Here is a 15,579-nt window from a genome sequence, read left to right on the forward strand (position 1 = left end):
CGATTGTACTTGCCTTATTAATGATTATATCAGGTAATTGAATATGGCTAAAATTTTAAACGATAGATTTAGTTATTTTTTTTAGAAATAGCTTGTTTAAAAAGCCTCCTAAATTGCTCCCGATCTTCTGCCGTAAACGGCTTTGGTCCCTTTGTCCGCTTTCCGCCTTTTCGAGCCATTGCACTTAAGTATCGTGTTTGTAATAATTGATCAATGTTTTCATTGGTATACCTAAATCCTTTGTGGTGAAGGACGATACAGCCTTTTGGTAAACCTAGCGATGCTAATCCATAATCTTGCGTAACAATCATATCACCTGATTCGACTAACTTCATAATCCGATAATCGGCAGCATCCGCTCCAGAATCAACATAAATAATATCCACTCCTGAAGGTTGTTCCGCATTAGAAAAGTGCGAAAAACTCGTAACAAGGATAACAGGAATTCCTGCTTTTCCTCCTTCCGATATAATAATATCTTTTACCGGACAAGCATCCGCATCTACATAAATTTTCATCTTTATCTCTCCTATAAAGAAGTTCGAATTACTTGTGATACTATTGGTAAATTACGCTTTTGTCAAACTATGGAATCAGAAGTACGGTGCTTTGCTTTGTATAGTACCTAACATCCAGTATGTTTAGAAATTACCAGCCAATTAGAAAAATCCTAATTAACATTAATTTAGTTAATCAGGATTTATTAAAACGAATTAATGCTTCTTTCTCAACAATAGTAACTTCATACCTTATAAACTTAGATTGGCCCTGGGGTATATCCTAAAAAGGAATCGTGGGCTGAAAAAATACCTTCTTGTTGTAAAGGTTTAAATACCCGAAACTTACGGAGTTGTTTTCCATAAACATGGATGGTTACTGCCGTTTGATCGCCCTGGGTTTCAAGGATATGACAATCCGCTGGGGGCAGGAGTTTGCCAGTCATTTGCTGATTTACAATCAATGTATCCGTTTGCCTGAGCTTTACTACACTTTCTGAAATCTCATCCACTCGAAGATAGTTCGTCACCTTGATCTGTCCAGCCACAACCCCTTCGGCTCCCCAAGTACCATCGTGATCATGGAGTAACGTTTTCTGCCCCGGCTTCCAGACAAGTGCAATGATCTCAAAACGATCCTGCGGATCACAATATAGGGAGTGGCGGGCATAACCTTCCGAGCTGGGCTTGCACTTTTCGGGTGAGAGCCAGGATGTGGTACGAAGCAGCTCACCGAGCAAACGCTCTGCCTCTGCCACCCGAACGGCCTCACTCTCATTTCTCTCTATGATCCATGTCATATCTCGAATAAAGTCGACCAGAGTATATTCCGTCGTTTGATTTGTCATGATACATTGTCCTCCTATGAAGGATAATTTCTTATTGTAAATTATGGGATAAACCTTTCCATAACCACTATGGATACCTTTGTTAATTCTTTAATATGAGAAATCTTTATCTCAGGTCTGAAAAACATTTCCGATAATACCAAGGAAGAAAAAGGACCTTATGTAAGGGTCTCTATTACACTATGGATTCTAATTCTTTACATGACCGATAGATAAGTTCAAAAAGCAGGTCCAAATCAGTTAATTCAACACAGGAAAATGCGATTCGAAGATCCGTTTTGGCTAGGGAGATAGTCCCCACTCCGTACCGCTTGAGCAAATGGATCCGCAGCGTTTCTGCATCGGAATGCTTGATTCGAAGACACACGAAATACCCTGAATTGAATGGATAGGGTTCGAATGCATCCGCATATTTCCCGTCTGCTAAAATCTCTTTGACTCGTTTCGCCCTAGCTTCCATAACCTTATTTCTCTGTCTGCGCTGCACTTCAAATTCGGGATTTAACAAGGCATCCAAAATGATTGTTTGAGAAAGGTGGGGACTGCAAGAAATGGTACTACGAATGGAACCCATCGTCTTTTTCTCCAGCGCTTCCAAAACCAAAGCATCTTGGATTCCAAATGTGAGAAACCCAACACGAAAGCCCCAAGCATATTCTTCTTTGGTTGCCCCATCAATTTTAATGGGGAGGACACGAGGGTGTAACCCTACTAAACGAGCAAATATAGATTCTTTGATTGAATCTTCATAATATAATCCAAAATAAGCGTCATCAATAACAGCAACAATGTTAATCCCCAGATCCGCTGCCTGCTTGATGGCATGAAGGATTTCCTCCACTTCTTTTTCCAACGGAGTATAGCCTGTTGGATTATGAGGGAAATTAAGCACCAGGATGACTTTTCCGCTCTTACAGGATAAAAGGGCCTCCAGCAAACCTTTTCCATTAAATAGGTTTGCTTTGGTGAATAATGGATAGGTCACTGTATGGCTGCCGCGGCGGACGTTGAATGTTATATGATAATTATCCCAATACTTATCTGGTAGTAAAATAGGATCCCCCTTTTCGACAAACAGGTCGGATACGATACTCAATCCATGGGTCAGCGCGTTCGTCACGATCGGAGTGCCAAATTCCTTTCCTTCAAGGGAAGGATTATCTTTAAGAAGCTTCTTTCTCCAAACTTCACGCAACTCTGGTTTTCCTGCCGTTGGTGCATATGGATACAGGTCTATCGGATCGTAGGAGGAGAGGTTCTTGTGGATGACATCTAAATACATTGGTTGTCCACCCTCTGAAGCCATCCCGATTGTTGCATTGAATCGGTCTGCTTTTCCCTTTGCCTCTCCAGCCTGGCTGACAATCCCTTTTGGAAAATACAATGATTTTCCCAACAATGACAACATCTCATATACTGGTTTATTGCGTTCTTCAATGACTTGATTTAATTCTAAAGCCAATGGGTTTAGCACTTTATTCGCCTTCCTTTTATTAGCAATTGTCTGGCTTCATTTAATTCGTTCTTTTCTTTAATCCTGGATATCTAATTTCCATTAATTTGTTAAGTAATACATCTAAGTCTTGACTATATTTAATGGTTCTTGTATCACACAGTCCATACATGAATCCTGATTTCTCCATATTGACTTTTAGATGATTGTATTCCTTCACATATTTCATAAGTTCCATTTTTTATTCCCCCTAAATGTACATTAGATATGGTGATTCTAGCCCTAAAGTCAAAATAGTGCCAATACAAAAAACAAGTCAATACAATCGATAATTTCGAATATATTGCCAATAAATATTGAGTGACTACTCAATATTTATTGGCTTCAGATTAATGCATTCTTATTTTCTACTTTCCTCTAAGATCTGGTTGAGAAACTGTTCAACCTCTTCCTGGCTTTTTCCGAGTTTACTAACAAAGCGATTAAGTTCCTTCCCGCCTTGAAAAACAATAAAGCTTGGGATTCCGTACACATCTAGCTTTTCTAGTAGTTCCGGAAAATGTTCTCGATTTACTGCGATCATATCTACTTTTTCTTTATACGCTTCTTCCAAAATCGGCATGAATAAATCAGTATGCTGACAGTCTGGGCAATATTCAGCATAAAATTTGGCCATTACTGGTTTTGTTGATAAAATCGCCTCATTAAACTCTTGTTTTGTTTTGATCTCTTTCATAATTAAAATCCTCCCTATATTTTATTTTCAAATGTTATATTGATAGTTTCCACTACTAAAACGCAATTGTATCAAGGTATCTTTCGCAATCCAGCGCAGCCATACAACCACTTCCTGCAGCAGTAATGGCCTGGCGGTATTTATGATCTTGAACATCCCCGCAGGCAAATACGCCAGGAATATTTGTTTCTGTTGTACCAGGATTCACAATGATATATCCCATATCGTCCGTTTTGATTTGATTGTCTAAAAAAGATGTGTTCGGTTTATGGCCGATTGCCATGAAAATACCATCAGATTCCAGAAATTCGTTTTTTCCAGTTTCACGGTTTTTTACTTTCAAGCCAGTAACGTGTCGTTCTCCTGCCATTACTTCTTCAGGAATGTAATCTAAACTCCAAGTAATTTTTGGATTATTTTTGGCACGGTCTTGCATAATTTGGGAAGCGCGAAGCTCCTTTCTGCGGTGCACGATACGAACCTCCGAAGCAAACTTCGTTAAAAAATTTGCTTCTTCCATAGCCGAATCTCCGCCACCGACAACAATAACTTTCTTTCCTCTAAAGAAAAATCCATCACACGTTGCACAGGTACTTACCCCACGGCCAATATTTTCCCTTTCCCCTGGAATATCCAAAAGTTTCGCAGAAGCTCCCGTTGAGATGATTAATGATTGCGTTTTGAGCTCCCCTATTCCTTCCAGCGTTAAGGTAAAAGGGTTATTTGAAAAGTCGACTTTTTTTACCCACCCCCTTTTAAACCTTGCTCCAAAATGCTCAGCTTGCCTTCGCATGTTCTGCATCAACTCTCGTCCCATAATCCCTTCTGGAAAACCAGGGAAATTCTCAACATCTGTTGTCAATGTCAATTGCCCCCCTGGTTCAGGTCCTTCGATGACTAAAGGACTTAGGTTAGCACGTGCTAGATAGATTGCTGCAGTCAGCCCAGCAGGGCCAGTTCCTAAAATAACGGTTTTATACATCACTTACCTCCTCGTTGTGCTAATCTCTTAGTCATAAATATTTATTTGCAATTTTTATGCCAACTTTCCATCCCTGTAATAACGCTATTTTTACAACCGATCTATAGATCAATCAGTCCCACATCTATCACGATTGAGAAAAATATTTTCAAGATTAAGAAAAACATCTCCAGACAATTTTCCGAAGATATTAATTTAGCTGAAATAGCAACCAATACGAGATAGGAAGAATAGTTTAACAATGATAATGTCTTAGTTCCCCAAGAACTTAGTTAAAAAAAGCAAACAGAGCGACTTCTGTTTGCTTTTATCATTATTTAAATACCTTTTCTAGCAGGTGAAGAGCTTTCGTACGTGAAAGTTCCTTGTCTTGCTTACGAACGATGAAGAGACCTTCCATAACATTTTCAAGTGCAGTCATATGAGGGAACAAATAATAACCTTGGAAAACCATACCTGTTTGTTGACGGAACTTTATAATCCTATCTTTTGGAACTTGTTTTTTATCCTGAAAATCCAAAGAATATTTTCCAAGCTTGATAGTTCCTTTTGTAGGCATTTCCAGTAAATTCAAACAGCGTAACAAAGTTGTTTTGCCTGATCCCGAAGGCCCAATAATACAAACCGTATTGCCTTCCTCTATTTTCAAATCGATTCCCTTTAAAACTTCTGTTTGCCCAAACTTCTTATGCAGGTTCTCTATCTCAATCACTTGAATATCCCCCTATCAAGTCAGCCCTCCACATATCGATCAAGTCGTTTTTCCATACGTCCTTGAGCGTTAGAAAGAACTGTACTGAAAATCAAATAAATAAATCCTGCTAGACAATATAGTACCAATGGTTCATAGGTTGTTGCTGTAATTTGCTGCGCGATTCTAAACATTTCGGTCACTGTTATGGTAGCAGCCAATGATGTATCCTTCACCAAGCTAATAAAACTGTTTGACATGGGTGGGACAGACACCCTTGTTGCCTGCGGAAGAATAATCCTTTTTAATGCTTGACGATAGCTCATCCCAATTGAGTAAGCGGCCTCCCATTGACCCTTGGGAATTGAAAGTATAGCTGCGCGAATAATCTCTGAGTTATAGGCGCCAACACTAATAGTGAAACCGATAATAGCCGATGGCAGCGGACCAATTGTAATCCCAACACTTGGAAGACCATAGAAAATAATAAACAATTGAACCAGCAGAGGCGTTCCCCTAATTACCCATACATAAAATCTTGCAACAGCGTCGAGAGCCCGAATTCCCGAGATTCGAGCCAGTGCTGTAAGCAAAGCAAGAATGAGTCCCAGAAAAAAAGATATAAGTGTCAATGGTACGGTAAAAGCGATCCCTGCTTTTAACATCGGTAAAAATGAGTTTACAATGATGTCAATAATTCGCAGCATTCTTTCATCAGCAAACATTGGAACACTCCTTATTTTGAAACATCGGTTTCAAAGTATTTTTGTGAGATGCTTAAATACGTACCATCTTTCTTCATATCGGAAAGTGCTTTATTTATCGCCTCTACCAATTCTTTATTCCCTTTCCTAAGCATAATTCCCATTTGTGCCGGTTCATCTAGCTCTGCTACAGCTTTAATAGGTGCATCAGGCTTTTGTTTTTTGAAATCGAGATAGGACAATCCATCATTTACAGTCGCATCAGCCGTTTTGAAAGTATTAAATCAACGGATTGATTAAATCCTTCGACCCCCACAATCTCAGCACCGTTGGATAGTGCTATATCCTTAAAATTACTAGTTAGTGTCTGAGCTGCTTTTTTTCCTTTCAAATCTGCAAATGATTTAATAGTTTCATTGTCTTTGTGAACAATCAAGAAGGGTTTTGACACAATATACGACTCAGAAAAATCGTATTTTTCCTGACGGTCAGGACGTATTCCAACTTGATTAACAATGATATCGAATCGCTTCGAATCAAGACCTGCAAATATACCGTCCCACGGGGTTTCGATAAATTCTGGTTTCACACCAAGTCTGTTCGCTACTTCCTCAGCGATTTCAATATCAAAACCAGTTAATTTTCCTGAAGCATCATGGTAGCTAAACGGTGCATACGTTCCTTCTGTTCCAATTTTAATTTTTCTATCTGCTTTAATTTGCTTTAGCAGATTCTTACTCCCAACTGCCTGATTATCCGGTTGAGTGGTTGCTTGATTTTGAGTTTTTCCACATGCAGTTAACATAAGTGAAACGAGTAACGAAAAAGCGACTATTTTTAAACTCTTTTTCATAAAAATATCCCCCTTTGTAATGCGTTCAAATGTTCTCCTGGAAAACTCAATTGCAATTCCCTCTTAAACTTCAATAAAAGAGCGAAGTATTGGCGTATAACGCTGAGGCTCCGCCAGAGTGTATAAACAGGATGTTATCGTCCGGCTTAAAGGTGCCTTTTTGTATTAAATCAATGAGTCCCGCTGCTGCTTTACCTGTATATACCGGATCCAGCAAAATTCCTTCTGTTCTTGCCATGAGCTTGACCGCTTCCACCATTTCAGGCGTAGGTAAAGCATAGCCTGGTCCGACATATTCATCAAAACACGTAATAGCCTCACTAGGGATTGAATTTGGAATGCCGATATGTGCTGAAGTTTCTTTAACAAGTTGAAAAACTTTCTCTTCCTGTTCCACTTTTCCTCTGCTTACGTTCATTCCGATTACCGGTATTTTACTTTGGTTTCCATAAAAGCCAGTCACCAAACCCGCATGCATTCCTCCGCTGCCGCTTACACAAACAACAGCATTCATATTGACTCCTTGATCAAAGGACTGTGCCAAAATCTCCTGAGCGCAAGCAGCATATCCCGTTGCCCCAATACCATTCGATCCCCCAACCGGAATGATATAAGGTTTACCTCCCTCATTCGTTACCTCTTTTGCTACTTCCAGCATTTCTTTCATCAAGTCTGTCCCATTAGGTATAACCTTGACTTTTTCAGCGCCCAGTAAATGATACAGAAAATAGTTACCATTAAAATCCGGATCAGAATTTGTTAAAAGCCCCTCTTCCAATACGAGAATACACTTCATTTTCTCTTTAACGGCAGCGGCCAGCGTTAAACGGCAATGATTTGATTGAATGCCTCCACATGTAATTAACGTATCCGCGCCTTTTTCCAATGCATCGGCCACGAGGAACTCTAGTTTTCTTGTTTTATTTCCGCCGGCCGTCAGCCCTAGTAAATCATCCCGTTTAATATAAACCGAAGGGCCGCCCAGAACTTCAGAAAAATGATGTAATTTCTCAATGGGTGTATATGTTGGTGTATATCGTTGTCTAGAAAATTGTGCTAAATTCATATTAATCTCCTCCTGGATCCTCTATTTACAGCCATATATAAATTAAGAAAAGAGAGTATCAATCTGACGTTCTCTTTTCAATTATTATGATTAAGTCATAGCAACTGCTTCGATTTCAATCAAAGCATCTTTTGGTAAACGAGCAACTTCAATCGCGCTTCTAGCTGGATAATTCCCGGAAAAAAATTCACCATATACTTGATTCATCGTGGCAAAATGATTCATATCGCTTAAAAAAACCGTTGTTTTTATTACCTGCTGTAAGCTTGCTCCCGCCGCTTCTATAACCTGCTTGAGATTCTCGAGTGACATCCTTGTTTGTTCCTCAATATTATCAGGCATTTCTCCGGTTTCCGGATGGATCGGGAGCTGCCCTGACGTATACACTACATTTCCTGCTTTAATACCTTGTGAATAAGGGCCGATAGCCTTGGGAGCTTGTTTGGTCATGATTGTTTCTTTTAACATAAAAACCACCTCTTTTTTTTTATGTAATCCTATTAAACGGAATTGTGTTTACTATTCCTCTGAAAAATATGCGCTTTACATTACATGAAGCTTTCCCTGCTATTCTTTGCGTTCAAAATCACACTCCATAAGTGGAACAACTTTTGTTTTCTTAATGAATTTATAACCAAGCCAGAGAAGCAAGAAAATAGGAAGACCAATATATGTCGCGAGAAGTTCTGCCCAGCTTACTTGATGTCCGGAAAAAAGATGCTGTCCAAGAATGAAAACCACAAAAAATAACAGCGTGATAACCGGACCCAGCGGGTACCATTTGGCTTTAAACGGCAATTCATTTAAATCTCTTCCTTGTGCCACATATGCCTTACGAAAACGATAATGACTTACGGCAATTCCTAACCACTTGATAAATCCGGTAAGAGCTGAAGCATTTACCAGCCAAATAAAAACCGAACCATTTCCAAATAGGGAAGCCAAAAAGGAGATAAGTCCTAAAATCGCCGTCGTACACAGAGCCAACATGGGAATTCCCCTCCGGTTAAGCCGGCCAAAGATACGTGGTGCCTTTCCTTCTTTCGCCAATGCCCATAGCATTCGTGAAGACGCATACATTGCTGAATTAGCTGCCGATAAAACAGACGTAAGGAGCACGGCATTCATAACTGAGGCCGCAAATGCCAGACCAGCTCTTTGAAGAACGAGCGTGAAGGGACTGATAGAAACATTTTTAACTCCGGATTTAAGTAAGTTCGGATCTGTATAGGGAATAATCAAGCCAATTACAAAAATCGTTAATACGTAGAAGATAAGGATTCGCCAAAAGATTGAACGAATCGCTTTTGGTACGTTTTTCGAAGGATTATCGGTTTCACCAGCAGCCGTCGCAATTACTTCGGTTCCCTGAAATGCAAAACCAGCGACGAGCATTACACTAAAGATAGATATAAGCCCTCCATGAAAAGGAGCATCTCCTTGGGTAAAGTTACTGAATCCGACCGCTTGTCCTCCCATAATTCCAAAAATCATAGCAACCCCAATAACGAGAAACACGATGATCGAGATGACCTTAATACCGGCAAACCAATATTCAGATTCCCCAAATGCCTTGACTGATAAAATATTTAAGATTAGCAGCAACCCCAGAAATAGTGCGCTCCACCAGAGAGAAGGTACGTGTGGGAACCAATACTTCATTATAAGGGTAGAGGCCACCAAATCAGCAGGAACCGTAATCGCGGTTGTATACCAATAGTTCCAGCCTAACGCAAAGCCAAACGCAGGATCAACATACTTTGAGGCATAAATGTCAAAGGCCCCTGGAACCGGTAAAAAGGCCGATAGCTCTCCCAAACTATTCATGACAAAATAGACCATAATGCCAACCAGAATGTATGCAGCAAGCGCTCCTCCCGGCCCTGCAGTGCTAATCGTTGATCCGCTGGATACAAACAATCCCGTTCCAATAGCGCCCCCAATAGCCATCATCGTTAAATGTCTAGATTTCAGCTTCCGTTGTAATGATCCTTTTGAATTTCGCTCTTCTATTACATTACTTAGCTCAGCTTCTAATTTCGCCATAGCATGTCCCCCTATTTACTCATAGTTCAAATGCAAATTGTATTGTCTCCTCTGACTGTTAATCTCTCATGAGTCTTTTTAGAAATTTCAGTTATAAATTATATTTTTCCAATTTTCGATAAAGAGTAGACAGGCTAATCTGTAGTTCCCGGGCGATTTGTTCTTTATCATATTTTTCAGCTAAGAAGTAGCTCTGGATTACATCTCTTTCATATTCTGAAATCATTTGTTCTAAACTCATTCCTCTACTCTCGACAGAGAGACGATCCTGTTGAAGTATATAATCAGGTACATCATGGAAGCCGATCATATCTGATTCAACCATATTGACCATATATTCTACGGCGTTTTCCAACTGCCTTATATTCCCCGGCCAATCATAACGTATAAGCCATCGCTCAAGCATAGGGTCAAGACTCAGCGGAGACCTTCGCATGATCCTGCAATGTTTTTGAATGAAATGGTCGAGATACAAGGCAATATCATCACGCCGCTCTTGTAAGGATTTAGTATGAAGGGGAATGACATTGAGACGATAGTACAAATCCTCGCGAAAAGTGCCCTTCTGCACCATTTCTTCCAAGTTTCGGTGAGTAGCCGCAATCACCCGTACATTAATCCCGATTGCTTTTTTTCCACCGATTCTTTCAATCTCTCTTTCTTGTAAAACCCGTAATAATTTAGGTTGCAAGAATAGAGGCATATCCCCAATTTCATCAAGAAAAATGGTTCCATTGTCCGCTAATTCGAATTTTCCTATTTTCCCATTCCGGTTTGAACCGGTAAATGATCCCCCCTCATAACCAAACAACTCACTTTCCAATAAGCTTTCAGGTATGGCGGCGCAATTGACTGCTACAAATGGATACGCCCGGCGCTTGCTTTCATAATGAATCGCTTTGGATAATAATTCCTTCCCCGTACCGCTATCTCCCCTTATCAGGACAGTGGATGGGCTGTTTATAATCCTTCTTGCTTTTTTAATCACATCTTGAAGCCCAGAATCTTTACCAAGAATGTTTTCAAAAGAAATGGTATTTGGGGGGACCGGGATATCCTCTTGAATTTTACATCCCTTTTCTTTACCAAGTTCCAGCATCGCTAATTTATTGCCTAACAATGTACTACCATTGCTTAAAAAACGTATCAGCTTCTCTGATTCTATAATCATTTTTTCCTTTTGTTTATGAGAAAAACCAATTATGCCGATGACGCCAACTAATTTATCTTGCTTTACAATAGGAAATCCAATGGTGGCGAGTTCTTTGCATTGATTAACGAATTGACACTTCATACATTGGGATTCATCTTTTTTTACATTGTAGATTACTCCAGGCTCTCCAGTTTCCAATATCATTTTGAAAAAGGAGCCTTCCGGAGCCGCTTTGCCAATAAGCTCTTTATAATAGCCGGTCCCGCTAATGCGAACGCCCTTTTCATCAAGTACAGTTATATCCAAACCAAGGATTTCTGCCGTGTTCTCCGTGTAGTCTTGAATAAACTGCTGTATGCCAATAAAGCCTGCCATATGATCCTCCTTTCCTATAGCAATTCTTCATTTAAAATAATAAGCATCAACAAAAATAACTTAATGAACCTTGCATAAAGAAGCGACAGCGTTTTCTATTCCACCCAGTGCATTTTTTAACATCGAACGCGGACAAGCAATATTTAGCCTCATAAATCCTTCCCCTTCCCTACCGAAAATGTGACCTCCGTTCATTGCAACTCTTGCCCTCTGTAACATAAATTCATCCAATTCTTTAACTGAAAAACACAATTCTCGGCAATCCAGCCATACAAGGTATGTGCCTTCTGGCTGGATGACCTTGATTTGCGGGATGTTGTTGCGGAAGTAATTTAGAGTGTACTCCAGATTCTCCTGCAAATATTCTAGGAGCTGATCCAGCCATTCTTCTCCATAGCGGTAAGCAGCCTCTAACGCAACAACACCAAATATGTTTGGCGAGCCAATGGATAATGTATGAAGTTCCTGATTATACCTATCACGCAGTTGCTGATTTGGAATAATAATACTCGACGTCTGCACACCCATTAGGTTAAAAGTTTTGCTTGGCGCAATGCAGGAAAGGGAATGATTCGCAAACTCTTCTGAAATAGAAGCAAAAGGAATGTGAGTATGTGTCTTAAAGACAAAATCAAAATGAATTTCATCCGCTATAATGAGAATGTTGTGCTTTATACAAAGCTGTCCCAACTTCGTCAATTCTTCTTTACTCCATACCCTTCCGATGGGGTTATGGGGACTACACAGAATTAACATTTTTACCTTTGCATCTATCTTTGCCTCTAAGTCCTCGAAATCCATGGAATAACACCCATTTTCAAGCATAAGCGGATTGCTGACAATTTCACGGCCGGCTGCTTGGATCACACGGGCAAAATGATGGTATACAGGCGGTTGGATAATAATTTTATCTCCTGGCTTCGTAAAGGACTGAATCGCAAGCGATAAGGCCGGAATTACACCTGGGCTGTGGGTAATCCATTCTTTCTCAACGGACCATCGATGTCTTCTTTTTATCCAGTCAACAATGGATTCCATATACGAGTCTGATCTAAGCCCGTAGCCATAAACACCGTGCTCTGCCCGCTGTTTTAATGCTTCGATGACAGGTTGGGGAGACTGGAAATCCATATCGGCCACCCACATCGGAATAACATCCTTTTCGCCAAATTGATTTTTAAGATGATCCCATTTTTCACAATCCGTGCCCCGGCGAAAAATCTCTTGGTCAAAATTATATTTCATGAAGTATCTCTCCTTTTCATGTTTGCTTATGCATAAACTCATTACGTCATTTATACAAGCAATTTTCATGCCAACTTATTCCCCTTATAAAATCGCCTTATTTTTATAAAATTTTTAATTGAATTCCGAATAGTGCGAATGTTAGTTTAATAAACGTTTTCATAATAGGCATGGAAAGTTTGCAAATATGGTAAATATTTCGCATAGATGATAACATTCAAAGATTTCAATTAAACATCTCTAGTGGTTCGCAGCTTTTCCTGTTTTCTCCATTCCTCATATCCGCCCACAAGACTTTGTACGTCTTTATAACCATGAACTTGCAGAATACTTGCAGCGATAGCAGATCTTCCGCCAGTTTTGCAATAAACTAAAATGGGTTTACCATGCCCAATGGTGTGTGCCTGTTCCTGCAGATGACCGAGCATCACGTGCTTCGCCTGCGGAATATGACCGTCTTCCCACTCGGCTTTACTTCGGACATCAAGTACATATATGCCTTCCGTTTGAATTGCTCCCTCTACCTGATCCCATGTCACTTCTTCATATTTCATTCCACGCGTATCAGATTCACCTAGCAGCTCCATCACACACGGATCCATTGTGGCAACGATACCATCCAATCCAATGGACTGGAGATCCTTCACGATATCTGCCACATCTGTATTGGTTGCTAGAAGATAGCTTGGCTGATCATAATTCAGTAACCATCCCGCCCAAGTTACAAATGATTTATTATACGGAATATTCAACACGCTTCGTATATGTTTTGCAGCAAAATCACTGGCTGGACGCGTATCAACGACCATCCCTTGCTGCACCCATTCCTGCACAATATCGACCGAAGCCTCCATACGAAGCGGTACTGCCATCCCTTGAATTTGCTGTGCCCCCTCTTTATTCAACCGCTTCATCATTGAAAAATAAGGGGGTGCCTCCGGCTGTCCAGCCAACAGCGCTTCTATAAAACGATCCTCGTTCTCATATTGCAATGCCCAATTTGTCCGTTTTTCATAGCCGATGGTTGAAGAAGGTACTGCTCCTAACGCTTTCCCACAGGCACTCCCCGCTCCATGTCCTGGCCATACTTGCAGATAGTCAGGAAGCTTTTTAAACTGCTTTAGTGACCGATACATCATGCTTGCCATTTTTTCTGAGGAACCTCGTACCCCCACGGATTTTTCTAATAAATCGGGACGCCCCACGTCACCAACAAACACAAAATCTCCGGTAAATATGCCGATTGGGCCCTTAATAGATGCACCGCCATCTGTTACAAGCAGCGAAATATGTTCAGGTGTGTGTCCTGGTGTATGCATCACCTCAAATTGGATATTTCCAATGGCAAAAACATCTCCATTTCTAAGATAAAAGTGATCATACCCCGTTGCGTACTCATATTTCCAGTCCGGTCCTCCTTCATCAGAAAAATACAATGTAGCTCCCAGTCTGGAAGCTAGCTCCTGCGAACCAGACAAAAAGTCTGCGTGGATGTGTGTTTCCGTTACCCCCACAATCCGAACACCATGTTCTCTTGCTGTTTCTATGTAAGGCTCTATATTGCGTGATGGATCAACAATGATCGCTTCTCCGGTCTCCTGACATCCGACCAGGTATGAAGCTTGAGCCAGTTTCTCATCATAAAAGTATTTGAGTAACATCAGTCATCCTCCTTTTAAGCGCTTCTTTTGTTTTGTAATGACCATCAGAAACATGATTACATCCTACCTTTGAGCATTCCCTTCCAATACATAACGGGAAGGAAGTTTTTCTTCAATACATACATGCTGTACCTCTCGCGTGCCTGATTGATTGGGAAGGTTTCTTGCGGCTGTAAATCATAATTGAATTCAGCCAGTATAAGCCGTCCATATCCAGTAACAAGCGGGCATGATGTATAACCGTCATATTGATGAACCAATGGTTTGGCCCCCATCTGATCAAGTAAATTTTTCACAAGAACGGGTGCTTGTTTACGAATCGCAGCCCCCGTTTTCGACGTAGGCAGGTTGGTGCAGTCCCCAATGCCAAAAACATTGTCAAAGCATGGATGCTTCAGCGTATATTTGTCTACATTCAGCCAGCCATTACTTGCCGCAAGCGGGCTATTCTTAATAAAGTCAGGGGCGCTCATTGGTGGTACCACATGAATCATGTCATATTGGATATTTACACGTTCTTGTGTGTTCAAATTTTCGAATGTCGCTTGCTTTTTTTCACCATCGATTTCAATGAGATTGTGCATAAACCATGTCTCGATTTCTTTTCGTTCTATTATTTTGTTAAGTGCCTGTTCATATTTTTTTACATTGAATATGCTTGGGCTTCCTGAAGCAAAAATAACTGAAGAGTGTGGCCGCACTCCTGACTTTCTGAAATAATCATCCGCCAAATACATGATTTTTTGAGGGGCTCCACCACACTTCACCGGAGTATTCGGATTCGTAAAGATGGAAGTACCTCCTTTGAAGTTGCGAATCGTTTCCCACGTGCTATCAACATAGTCATAAGAGTAATTACTACATACCCCATTCTTTCCCATACTTTCTTTTAACCCCTTGATTTTATGCCAATCAATTTGAATCCCTGCAGCAACAACTAGATACTCATAGTGCAGTTTCTTTCCAGATGCTGTTACAACCGCATTTTCATTTGGTTGAAATTCTGTAACCGCCTCTTGCACCCACACGGCTCCACTCGGAATAACGGAGGCTTCTTCCCTTTGTGTCACCGTTTTATCCGCTTCGCCAGCTCCGGCAAGCGTCCATAATGGCTGATAATAATGTTTTGCTGCGGGTTCAACGATGGCAATATTTCCACTTAGGCTGCGTGATTCACGCAGGAGACGGGCTGCAACCGTAATTCCAGCACTCCCTCCACCTATAATCAAAATTTTGTAATGTGTCTCATTCTTCACCTTTGGCATTTTT

At 40.6% G+C, this 15,579-nt stretch carries 14 protein-coding genes and 2 pseudogenes; all 16 read right to left on the reverse strand.

The window, feature by feature from the left end:
- Positions 1–68 precede the first annotated feature (68 nt).
- The gene (locus COJ96_RS22550) at positions 69–518 is read right to left on the reverse strand and encodes a YaiI/YqxD family protein (RefSeq protein ID WP_098576025.1); all 450 of its coding nucleotides are present in this window, start codon (positions 516–518) and stop codon (positions 69–71) included.
- Positions 519–757: 239 nt separating this feature from the next.
- Entirely contained in the window at positions 758–1,345 is a 588-nt protein-coding gene (locus COJ96_RS22555; RefSeq protein ID WP_098576026.1) for a cysteine dioxygenase family protein, read from the reverse strand.
- A 175-nt stretch (positions 1,346–1,520) separates the two neighbouring features.
- Positions 1,521–2,819 (reverse strand): aminotransferase class I/II-fold pyridoxal phosphate-dependent enzyme, encoded by a 1,299-nt coding sequence (locus tag COJ96_RS22560; protein ID WP_180230218.1) that lies wholly within the window; start codon positions 2,817–2,819, stop codon positions 1,521–1,523.
- A 40-nt stretch (positions 2,820–2,859) separates the two neighbouring features.
- Complete coding sequence (locus tag COJ96_RS22565; RefSeq protein ID WP_098576028.1) at positions 2,860–3,036, reverse strand: aspartyl-phosphate phosphatase Spo0E family protein; 177 nt, start codon at positions 3,034–3,036, stop codon at positions 2,860–2,862.
- Positions 3,037–3,198: 162 nt separating this feature from the next.
- Positions 3,199–3,534 (reverse strand): thioredoxin family protein, encoded by a 336-nt coding sequence (locus tag COJ96_RS22570; RefSeq protein WP_098576029.1) that lies wholly within the window; start codon positions 3,532–3,534, stop codon positions 3,199–3,201.
- Positions 3,535–3,589: 55 nt separating this feature from the next.
- Positions 3,590–4,516 (reverse strand): thioredoxin-disulfide reductase, encoded by a 927-nt coding sequence (gene trxB, locus COJ96_RS22575; protein WP_098576030.1) that lies wholly within the window; start codon positions 4,514–4,516, stop codon positions 3,590–3,592.
- 322 nt (positions 4,517–4,838) lie between these two features.
- Positions 4,839–5,228: pseudogene (locus COJ96_RS22580) on the reverse strand (ATP-binding cassette domain-containing protein); the annotation flags it as partial.
- Positions 5,229–5,248: 20 nt separating this feature from the next.
- A complete protein-coding gene (locus tag COJ96_RS22585; RefSeq protein ID WP_098576032.1) occupies positions 5,249–5,932 on the reverse strand; it encodes an amino acid ABC transporter permease in 684 nt (227 codons plus the stop codon).
- Between the two features lie 11 nt (positions 5,933–5,943).
- A pseudogene (locus COJ96_RS22590) lies at positions 5,944–6,764 on the reverse strand (amino acid ABC transporter substrate-binding protein).
- 70 nt (positions 6,765–6,834) lie between these two features.
- The gene (gene cuyA / locus COJ96_RS22595; RefSeq protein WP_098576033.1) at positions 6,835–7,830 is read right to left on the reverse strand and encodes a D-cysteate sulfo-lyase; all 996 of its coding nucleotides are present in this window, start codon (positions 7,828–7,830) and stop codon (positions 6,835–6,837) included.
- A gap of 90 nt (positions 7,831–7,920) precedes the next feature.
- Positions 7,921–8,298, reverse strand: coding sequence for a RidA family protein (locus COJ96_RS22600; protein WP_098576034.1), 378 nt, complete (start codon positions 8,296–8,298; stop codon positions 7,921–7,923).
- A 99-nt stretch (positions 8,299–8,397) separates the two neighbouring features.
- A complete protein-coding gene (locus tag COJ96_RS22605) occupies positions 8,398–9,876 on the reverse strand; it encodes an amino acid permease (RefSeq protein ID WP_098576035.1) in 1,479 nt (492 codons plus the stop codon).
- Between the two features lie 91 nt (positions 9,877–9,967).
- Positions 9,968–11,404, reverse strand: a complete 1,437-nt coding sequence (locus COJ96_RS22610; protein ID WP_098576036.1) for a sigma-54 interaction domain-containing protein — start codon at positions 11,402–11,404, stop codon at positions 9,968–9,970.
- 60 nt (positions 11,405–11,464) lie between these two features.
- Positions 11,465–12,649 carry a MalY/PatB family protein gene (locus COJ96_RS22615; protein WP_098576037.1) on the reverse strand — a complete coding sequence of 395 codons (1,185 nt, stop codon included), beginning with the start codon at positions 12,647–12,649 and terminating at the stop codon, positions 11,465–11,467.
- Positions 12,650–12,879: 230 nt separating this feature from the next.
- Complete coding sequence (locus COJ96_RS22620; RefSeq protein ID WP_098576038.1) at positions 12,880–14,310, reverse strand: MBL fold metallo-hydrolase; 1,431 nt, start codon at positions 14,308–14,310, stop codon at positions 12,880–12,882.
- A gap of 56 nt (positions 14,311–14,366) precedes the next feature.
- Positions 14,367–15,575: an NAD(P)/FAD-dependent oxidoreductase gene (locus COJ96_RS22625; RefSeq protein ID WP_098576039.1), complete on the reverse strand. Its 1,209-nt coding sequence runs from the start codon at positions 15,573–15,575 to the stop codon at positions 14,367–14,369.
- Between the last annotated feature and the right edge of the window lie 4 nt (positions 15,576–15,579).

It is taken from the genome of Bacillus sp. AFS073361, assembly GCF_002567005.1.
Lineage (GTDB): Bacteria > Bacillota > Bacilli > Bacillales > Cytobacillaceae > Neobacillus.

Coding starts and splice junctions, on each gene's coding strand:
- COJ96_RS22565 (WP_098576028.1), bottom strand. CDS start 3,036: ATGGAACTTATGAAATATGTGAAGGAATACAATCATCTAAAAGTCAAT.
- COJ96_RS22600 (WP_098576034.1), bottom strand. CDS start 8,298: ATGTTAAAAGAAACAATCATGACCAAACAAGCTCCCAAGGCTATCGGC.
- trxB (WP_098576030.1), bottom strand. CDS start 4,516: ATGTATAAAACCGTTATTTTAGGAACTGGCCCTGCTGGGCTGACTGCA.
- COJ96_RS22555 (WP_098576026.1), bottom strand. CDS start 1,345: ATGACAAATCAAACGACGGAATATACTCTGGTCGACTTTATTCGAGAT.
- COJ96_RS22620 (WP_098576038.1), bottom strand. CDS start 14,310: ATGTTACTCAAATACTTTTATGATGAGAAACTGGCTCAAGCTTCATAC.
- COJ96_RS22615 (WP_098576037.1), bottom strand. CDS start 12,649: ATGAAATATAATTTTGACCAAGAGATTTTTCGCCGGGGCACGGATTGT.
- COJ96_RS22570 (WP_098576029.1), bottom strand. CDS start 3,534: ATGAAAGAGATCAAAACAAAACAAGAGTTTAATGAGGCGATTTTATCA.
- COJ96_RS22550 (WP_098576025.1), bottom strand. CDS start 518: ATGAAAATTTATGTAGATGCGGATGCTTGTCCGGTAAAAGATATTATT.
- COJ96_RS22605 (WP_098576035.1), bottom strand. CDS start 9,876: ATGGCGAAATTAGAAGCTGAGCTAAGTAATGTAATAGAAGAGCGAAAT.
- COJ96_RS22610 (WP_098576036.1), bottom strand. CDS start 11,404: ATGGCAGGCTTTATTGGCATACAGCAGTTTATTCAAGACTACACGGAG.
- cuyA (WP_098576033.1), bottom strand. CDS start 7,830: ATGAATTTAGCACAATTTTCTAGACAACGATATACACCAACATATACA.
- COJ96_RS22625 (WP_098576039.1), bottom strand. CDS start 15,575: ATGCCAAAGGTGAAGAATGAGACACATTACAAAATTTTGATTATAGGT.
- COJ96_RS22585 (WP_098576032.1), bottom strand. CDS start 5,932: ATGTTTGCTGATGAAAGAATGCTGCGAATTATTGACATCATTGTAAAC.